10 protein-coding genes are annotated in these 7972 nt (G+C 33.6%); all 10 read right to left on the bottom strand.

The features are described 5' to 3' along the window. Positions 1 to 192 precede the first annotated feature (192 nt). The gene (locus tag MWH25_RS02125; protein ID WP_248625321.1) at positions 193 to 666 is read right to left on the bottom strand and encodes a DUF3189 family protein; all 474 of its coding nucleotides are present in this window, start codon (positions 664 to 666) and stop codon (positions 193 to 195) included. Position 667: 1 nt separating this feature from the next. After that, positions 668 to 1108, bottom strand: a complete 441-nt coding sequence (locus MWH25_RS02120; protein WP_248625319.1) for a DUF3189 family protein — start codon at positions 1106 to 1108, stop codon at positions 668 to 670. An 11-nt stretch (positions 1109 to 1119) separates the two neighbouring features. Continuing rightward, a complete protein-coding gene (locus MWH25_RS02115; RefSeq protein WP_248625317.1) occupies positions 1120 to 1311 on the bottom strand; it encodes a capping complex subunit for YIEGIA in 192 nt (63 codons plus the stop codon). A gap of 10 nt (positions 1312 to 1321) precedes the next feature. Further along, positions 1322 to 2221: a YIEGIA family protein gene (locus MWH25_RS02110; RefSeq protein WP_248625315.1), complete on the bottom strand. Its 900-nt coding sequence runs from the start codon at positions 2219 to 2221 to the stop codon at positions 1322 to 1324. A gap of 14 nt (positions 2222 to 2235) precedes the next feature. Next, a complete protein-coding gene (gene spoIIP / locus MWH25_RS02105; protein WP_248625313.1) occupies positions 2236 to 3351 on the bottom strand; it encodes a stage II sporulation protein P in 1116 nt (371 codons plus the stop codon). Beyond that, positions 3341 to 4078 (bottom strand): DUF1614 domain-containing protein, encoded by a 738-nt coding sequence (locus MWH25_RS02100; RefSeq protein ID WP_248625311.1) that lies wholly within the window; start codon positions 4076 to 4078, stop codon positions 3341 to 3343. The genes spoIIP and MWH25_RS02100 overlap by 11 nt, the downstream gene beginning before the upstream one ends. Positions 4079 to 4392: 314 nt before the next feature. Beyond that, entirely contained in the window at positions 4393 to 4653 is a 261-nt protein-coding gene (locus MWH25_RS02095; protein ID WP_248625309.1) for a stage V sporulation protein S, read from the bottom strand. Positions 4654 to 4755: 102 nt separating this feature from the next. Continuing rightward, positions 4756 to 5544, bottom strand: coding sequence for a TIGR00282 family metallophosphoesterase (locus tag MWH25_RS02090; protein ID WP_248625307.1), 789 nt, complete (start codon positions 5542 to 5544; stop codon positions 4756 to 4758). 51 nt (positions 5545 to 5595) lie between these two features. Beyond that, a complete protein-coding gene (locus MWH25_RS02085) occupies positions 5596 to 6117 on the bottom strand; it encodes a hypothetical protein (RefSeq protein ID WP_248625305.1) in 522 nt (173 codons plus the stop codon). Between the two features lie 281 nt (positions 6118 to 6398). Further along, on the bottom strand, positions 6399 to 7931 hold the full coding sequence (gene rny, locus MWH25_RS02080) for a ribonuclease Y (protein ID WP_248625303.1): 1533 nt from the start codon (positions 7929 to 7931) through the stop codon (positions 6399 to 6401). Between the last annotated feature and the right edge of the window lie 41 nt (positions 7932 to 7972).

Raw genomic sequence — 7972 nt, 5'->3', positions numbered from 1 at the left:
AAATAATGCAGTTCGGAGTATCAATGACAGCCCTTCAAGGCGTTACCCTATCATTTGACTGTTACAGTCTTTCAGTTTTAGTTATTGTAGATTGTCTTCACAATACTAGGCGATACTTTTCATATCGCAACAGATCACACCATAATTGTAATACAACTTAGATAAGCAAACCGACTAGTTTAAAGATTTAAACTAGTCGGTTTCAGCTATCTGCTTTAATCTCTGCTTCACATTTGAAACTAAATTCACATAACAATCATATTCTTGTAACAACGAATAAATAGTCAATGGTCTACCTAAGGCAACTATACCACATCTTCTAGATAAAAAACCTCCAATCTTTGTCCAAAAATTAGCATGAACTAAAGCACTTACTAACATAATATCTGCAGTATTAATTCCACACAATTCAAGATAATTATATAGTATCTGTTTCATTAACTCTCTCTGCCCACCCAATCCCAAAATGTAGACTTGATTCTTTAATTCATCTTCACCATAAAAGATCGGTGAACCTATTTGTTCAGACTCTATTTGATCATAATGAGGTAGATTTTTAATTGCTTCACTATCTGCTTTTTCCTGTAATGGTAATAGACCTACATGAAGAGCAGCAGCTAAAACTGAAGTATGGGCACTTCCATAACAATAATATATAACCTTCACCTTAATTAGTTATCCTTTCTTTAATTTTAGTTGCTTGCTGTTTTATCTGAGCGTAATCCGACTTAATTCCCGACTTAACAACTGAAAATCCAAAGCTACCAAAACCAAGCTTTATTAATATTTTGCCTATTTTGATTAATGAGTTATTGAAAGGAGTAGTCTCTATTAATAATACTTCATTGTCTAACATAAAAATCTCTTTAAAACCTAATAACATCCTTTTTACAAGCGACACTTGATCTTTACATCCTAAAACAAAGACTTCATTTCCTAATTCATCAATTCCTATAGAGATTAACTCACCGCTATTCTGTTCATTATTTAATTCAAACATTGTTAATTTATCTTCTAATTCTTCCTTAGTATTGATAATACCTAGATAAAAGGAAGCTACTATTAATGGTAGTCCTAAACTATACTCACCATAATAAATAATTTTCATATAATGTGCTCCTAATGATTAATTAAGATATAAACTCCATTCCCTAAATCATGTGCCATAGTATCTGTTATACGAGCCATTAACATAGCAATATATTCTAACTCGTCATCATCACTAGCATAAAAGACTGGAGTCCCTCCATTCTCAATCTTTTCTTTATTCTCTTTTTTCATCACAAAAGCTTTTAAATCTTTGGTTTCCATAAAAACCTCCCTAATCTGCAGCTGCACTACCTGCTTTTGACTGTAAAGGTCTTCTTCGCGCTTCTTCCAAGATTGGAGTAGAACTGACTGCTTGTTTGACACATTCTTCATCAGGTTCAATAGGGATAATAATCATGTAAACTCTCCCCGTATCTAAATTTAATCTAGCTAAAGGAGTATAATCAACAACCCCAATATCTAATTTAACCCCTAACTGATTTGCTACATCATGAACAATTGCTTGGCGTTGTCCAATATTAGCTAAAGTAGCCCGAGCATCATCATCTTTGGGTTCAATTGCAATACCTATCCCAGCTTTCTTCCACTGCTCTAAAGCTTCCTTCAACCCTACATTCATCATCACTACACCTTCAACCCCAATATTACTTCCTGTTGGCCCAGAAAACTCTAAATCAGCTACTCTTATATTAGCAATATTCCCTACAGTCTTTTGAACCATAATTTTATCTAAAAAATAAGCAGTCAGCCCACCAACTATCAATCCTCCGATTAGATTTAAAAAATAATATCCGATTGTTGTAAAAAAAGCAGTCATCATTGCTAAATAATTTCTCGCTTCAAAAACCTTAGCTATATTCTCTATATATGCTATTCCGCGTGGTACCAATTCTGTTGTCTCAATTTCAGTCAAAAAATCTCTTTCCATTGTTCTGATATTTTGAAACTGTTGAGCTGCTGCTCCTAAAATTGTAACTGCAACATAATTTTCTTCTAATAAAGCTGGAATAACCAATGCTCCTAAAGCAGCAGCAATAAACCCTAAGGTCGAATGAACAACATAACCATGAGGATATCCTGGATATTGTCTATAATCAATCCTTAACTCTATCATTCTAACCAAGGTACCCAGACCAATACCTAACAAGATCATCTGCTCATATCCATCCATTTTATCCCCCGCTTCTACTCATCATCATCGTCTTCGTTCTTGATCCCTAACGAACTTCCTAATCCACCTAAGTTTTTAATCCTATCTATTGCACCTTCAATACTTCCTGCATTAATTACAAGTAAGATTGCTCCACCAATTAGTACAATAGCTAAAATAATTCCAACCGATCTGAGAGCACCTGTAGATTGTGCAGCTTCATCCTGTAAACCTTCTCCATCGACACCACCATATAATAACTGTTCCATAACATCAGCAAAATATACCGTACTAGCAGCAGCCTTTTCCCTGGATAAAGTGTGGGTTCCAAACTCTAACAACATTGCCCGTGGGGATAAATCTTGATTGTAAGTCCCATCCGCATAAAAGATATCTTTAATTAACCCTGGATATAATTCATCAGCAACTGCTTTAATCTGCTTAGCAAATTCATCATTAGCTTCCATCCCTGGGTTTTGTCGTCCTACTACCAATCTAACTTGAGCTACTTCTTCCCCATTAATAGTAGTTAGGTATTCTTCAGGATCAGGAACACCATCACGGTGAATATCTAAGATTGTATCGGGGGCCTGCTGGGCCAACTTTTTAGCAGTAGGTCTTGAACGTTGATAAGCACCACCATCAATAGGATCATGATATGATCTATCATGAACTACCTCTATTCCCTTTTCTTCTAGGCTCCCTTTCAATCTCTCTGTAACTGGAAAAATATCTCCCTCACCAGGCTTAGCTTCGGTTCCACTCTCTGGTACATATGACTCCGGATTATGAGTATTATACATCCCAATCATTCTATCTTCTTGCTGAGCAAGTAACCCTTGTGTCAAAGCTACAATATCATCTCTACCTTCTAATAGCTCAACCTCTTCTTCAAACTCAGCAACTCCTTCTCCCTGCTCTGTATCAACCTCAATAATTCTATATTGTTTATTATCCTGTGTAATAAAATAATCATTAACACTAATACTCTTAGCAGTACTAAAGACAACCTCCTCTGTCTCCTCATCTATCACATTAAAATAACCTTCTTCAGCAAGATGAGCAAAAGAATTCGGCATTATTGCTAAATTAATAATCAAAAAAATTGCTAAAGTCATTATTACCTTATAGGACATTCTTTTATTCATCATCTTCACCTCGCTTTTCTTGTTGCTCTTCTTCTTTATTTTTATAACCTAATTCTCCAAATTCAGAATTAACCAACTTCCGATCAAATTTCCTTCTATTATCTCTGTCCCTTTCACCTTCACTACCACCTGTTGCCAGTCTTTCTCTTATTTCACCAAATATCTCTACTAATAAGACAGCAAAAATCCCACTGAGCACTATTGCATCAAAAGCACCAGCTCCACCAATCTCCGCTTCTCCTGGTATACCACCTAAAGTAATTCTACCCAGATGGATCAAATCATACATTAAAAAACCTAACACCCCTGTAATAAAAGCCGCTCTTCTTGAACGGGCAATTAAGTATGAAACTACTGCAGCGATAAGTGGATATAAATAATTAATATCAAATAAAGTATGACCTTCTTCAAATTGAAATAATGTATTGACACCATAAATTACCCCACCAGCAATCAAAACAGCTAACAAAGTTCTATATATAATTCTCTTTTCTTCTACGTTAAATAAAATATACAGGGCCAAAACAATAGGAAGAATTGCACCTCCAACATTAAGAGTAATTACTGGTGAACTACTAATTGGAATATCGACAAAACTACCTAGAATCATTAAAGTTAAAAAAAGAACAGCCGTACCTGTAGTTAATCCCATTTCATTAAGCATCTCTTCAGCAACACCAAAATAAATTAAAACTTGTATTACAATTAAAATTATAATCCCAACTGGCATTTTTATTAACCCCTCCATTTCAAATTACTTCTAGTTTCAATTATTGACTTATCAATATCTAGTTTTATCTAAACAATAAAAATTATTCAACTAAAAAATATCCCTCTATTAAAAACAAAATGACTTCCAATCATAATCTAAGCTTAAGGATAAGTTTAAGTAAAATCAATACACATAAACTTAAAAATTATCCATAACCTCTAAAAAGCATAGTTTCCGTAATGATAATAAACAAACGACCCATAACTCTGAATCATCAGAATTGTGGGTCGTTTATTTTCCGTAATTTACTAATTATTTAATTATATTGAAACTTACCTTGGCCCTACAATCAATTTAATAGCCGTTCTCTCTTCACCATCGATCTCAATATCAGTAAAAGCTGGAATACAGACCAAGTCAACACCACTTGGTGCTACAAACCCTCTGGCAATAGCTACTGCTTTAACCGCTTGATTTAATGCTCCAGCTCCTATTGCTTGAAGCTCTGCTCCACCTCTTTCCCTTAAAACTCCCGCTAGAGCTCCAGCTACTGAATTTGGACTTGAACTAGATGATACCCTTAGTACTTCCATGTAAAATACCTCCTTTTTTTCATTTCACTTGTATACTTATTTCAATATTTACAAAATTATTCCTTCAAAAACAATAAAAATTTATTCCTTTTATCCAATTTATTAACTATTAAGCTTATGTATTCTTTTAATTCTCTTAATTCTATTAGATTTTCCTGTTTTATCATCAATATCTACCATTAAACCACATAATTGAGTATCTCCAGTAGCCACTTTAAACCTTTGTGGCATTTGAGTTAAAAACCTCTCTAACGGTTCATCAATATTCATTCCCAGGATTGAATCTATAGCTCCCGTCAATCCTAAATCAGTCATATACGCTGTATTATTAGACAAGATCCTTTCATCAGCCGTTTGAACGTGAGTATGAGTTCCCACAACTGCTCCTACTTTACCATCAGCATACCACCCTAACGCTTCCTTCTCCGAAGTAGCTTCAGCATGAAAATCAACAACAATTCCATCCACCAGATCTTTAATCTTTTCTACAGCTTGATCTAAAGAACGAAAAGGAGAATCATAATCCCCTAAATAAACCCTACCGATCAAATTAATAACTCCTAAACTCAAACCTTCTTTATCAATAGTCTTAATTCCAAATCCTGGTACTCGAGTCGGATAATTATAAGGTCTAATTACTCTTTCAGTTTGATCAATAAATTCAAAAATTTCTTTATTATCCCAAGTGTGATTGCCGGTTGTCAACAAATCTATTCCATACTTGATCAATTCTTCTACTACTGCTGCAGTCAAACCAAAACCCCCTGCTGCATTTTCTCCATTAGCAATCACAAAATCAATTTCATAATCTTCCTTAATTACAGGCAATAATTCCCTGACTGCTCTTCTACCTGCTCTTCCTACTATATCGCCAATCATCAACACTTTCACATCAATTCCCCTCTCTTATTTGTACCCAAAACGACAAAAAGTATGTGTCTTTTACTTATTTTTATTAAAAACTAAGATTCTATCCTCTTCTCTAAACCCTAAATATTTCTCTCTATATTCTAACTGCTCGATTTGAGCTAACATCCCATCAATAGAATCAGCTAAATCAAAGGAGAAATTTTGATTATGTAATTGGTTTTCTAATAACATTTCTCCAAAAACTTCCTTGATTAATTTAATCATAAAGTCTATTTCTTGTTGTGATAATTCATTTAAGTTTCTAACTAAATTTATCTTACTCAATTCAGAATAACTTTCTCTATTTATCTGTAAATTAATATCATTGATATTATTTTTTTGAAATTTATTGAATAAATTAAAATTCCGCATTAAATAATCTTGTTCTTTTTTCCAATTGATATCAGTTATTGAATCCTCAATCAAAAAAGATATCTCTAACTCTCTCTCTTCTAAATTAATATTTACAGTATTTATCACCGGATACTTCAATAAAATAGAAGTCAATAGCTCTATACTACTGTCTGATTTATTAGTTTGTTTATTTGCCTTCATTTACTACCACTCCTTTTAGGTTTCAATATATATTATTCTGCATTAAACTCAGCAAATCCTGCTTAAATAATATAAAATCAAATTGAAAATTATAACTTTTATTTTAATTATCAATTAATTTTACATTAATTGATATTAAGTTTAAGGTTAAATCTAAGTTTAAGTAAAATCTAAGACCTTATTGATTCTAATGGTTGGCTTAACCTTAAACTCAGCCTAGAACTTAATTGTAATAAATAATAAGGGGCGATCACTTTAAAGTGATCGCCCCTTATTATTTATTACTTCGCATAATTTACTGCTCTTGTTTCACGCACTACTGTTACCTTAATTTGACCTGGATACTCTAAATCATCCTCAACCTTCTTAGAGACATTATAAGCCAACTTACTTGCTTTAGCATCATCAACTCGGTCAGGCTCTACCATAATTCTAATCTCCCGTCCGGCCTGAATAGCATAAGCTTTATTAACTCCATTAAACGAATCAGCTATATTCTCTAAATTTTCTAATCTCTTAACATAAGACTCAAGCGTTTCACGTCTCGCTCCAGGTCTTGCTGCAGAAACAGCATCAGCCGCAGCAACTAAAACAGCCTCAATCGAATCAGCTTTAACATCATCATGATGAGCAGCAATTGCATGAAGTATCTTTTCTGATTCACCATGCTTTTTCGCTATATCAGCTCCAATTTTAGCATGTGGACCTTCAACTTCATGATCGATTGCTTTTCCTAAATCATGCAATAGACCTGCTCTTTTAGCTACATTAATATCCGCTCCTATTTCTGCTGCCATAACTCCAGCTAAATGAGAAACTTCAATAGAATGTTGTAAAACATTCTGTCCATAGCTTGTACGATATTTCAATCTACCTAATAACTTTATGATTTTATTATTTAACCCGTGAACCCCAATATCAAAAGTTGCTTGTTCTCCAACTTCATAAATTGTATCATTAATTTCTTCCTTAGCTTTTTCAACCATCTCTTCAATTCGAGCTGGATGAATTCTTCCATCTACAATTAATTTTTCTAAAGCAATACGTGCAATCTCTCGTCTAATCGGATCAAATCCAGATATGACAACTGCCTCTGGAGTATCATCAATAATTAAATCAATTCCTGTTAAACTTTCTAAAGCTCTAATATTTCTTCCTTCTCTACCAATAATTCGTCCTTTCATTTCATCGTTAGGTAAAGATACAACAGAAACGGTTGTCTCAGCCACATGATCCGCAGCACACCTTTGAATAGCAGATGAAATTATCTCCTTAGCCTTTTTATTTGCCTCTTCTCTAGCTTGAGCTTCTAACTCTTTAATCATTTTAGCTGTTTCGTGTTCAATTTCATCTCGCACTCGATTTAATAATAACTCTTTAGCTTCTTCAGTTGTCAAGCCAGACAACTCTTCTAAGCGATTAATATGCTTCTGATGTAACTGCTCAATTTCTTCCTTCTTTTGCTTGGTATCTGTCTCTCTTTTCCTAATAATGTCTTCCTTTTTAGCCAAATTATCAGCTTTATTCTCTAAATTTTCTTCCTTCTTTAATAACCTCTTTTCAAACTCTTGTAACTCATTTCGGCGTTCCCTACAATCTTGCTCAACTTCTTCTTTAATTTCATGTGCTTCCTCTTTAGCTTCTACTAAAATTTCTCTTTTGATAGACTCAGCTTCTCTTGTAGCATTATCTTTAATCTTTTCAGCTTCTTTTTCAGCAGATTCAATCTTACTTTCTGCAATATATTTTCTAATTATAAAGCCAATAATAGTTCCTATTATTAACCCACTAATAATTATCAAAAAACTTGTCAATATGTCTCACCTCCATTTCCTATTTAATTGTCAAGTTAAAT

The organism is Natroniella acetigena (genome assembly GCF_023227745.1).
GTDB classification, from domain to species: Bacteria; Bacillota; Halanaerobiia; order Halobacteroidales; family Halobacteroidaceae; genus Natroniella; species Natroniella acetigena.
Note: the sequence above shows the minus strand (reverse complement) of the source record. Positions and strands in the feature narration are given on the sequence as shown.

What these genes read in the sequence shown, in the direction of transcription:
- MWH25_RS02120 (WP_248625319.1), bottom strand. Translation starts at nt 1,108, where the DNA reads ATGAAAATTATTTATTATGGTGAGTATAGTTTAGGACTACCATTAATA.
- MWH25_RS02095 (WP_248625309.1), bottom strand. Translation starts at nt 4,653, where the DNA reads ATGGAAGTACTAAGGGTATCATCTAGTTCAAGTCCAAATTCAGTAGCT.
- MWH25_RS02085 (WP_248625305.1), bottom strand. Translation starts at nt 6,117, where the DNA reads ATGAAGGCAAATAAACAAACTAATAAATCAGACAGTAGTATAGAGCTA.
- spoIIP (WP_248625313.1), bottom strand. Translation starts at nt 3,351, where the DNA reads ATGATGAATAAAAGAATGTCCTATAAGGTAATAATGACTTTAGCAATT.
- MWH25_RS02110 (WP_248625315.1), bottom strand. Translation starts at nt 2,221, where the DNA reads ATGGATGGATATGAGCAGATGATCTTGTTAGGTATTGGTCTGGGTACC.
- MWH25_RS02100 (WP_248625311.1), bottom strand. Translation starts at nt 4,078, where the DNA reads ATGCCAGTTGGGATTATAATTTTAATTGTAATACAAGTTTTAATTTAT.
- MWH25_RS02115 (WP_248625317.1), bottom strand. Translation starts at nt 1,311, where the DNA reads ATGGAAACCAAAGATTTAAAAGCTTTTGTGATGAAAAAAGAGAATAAA.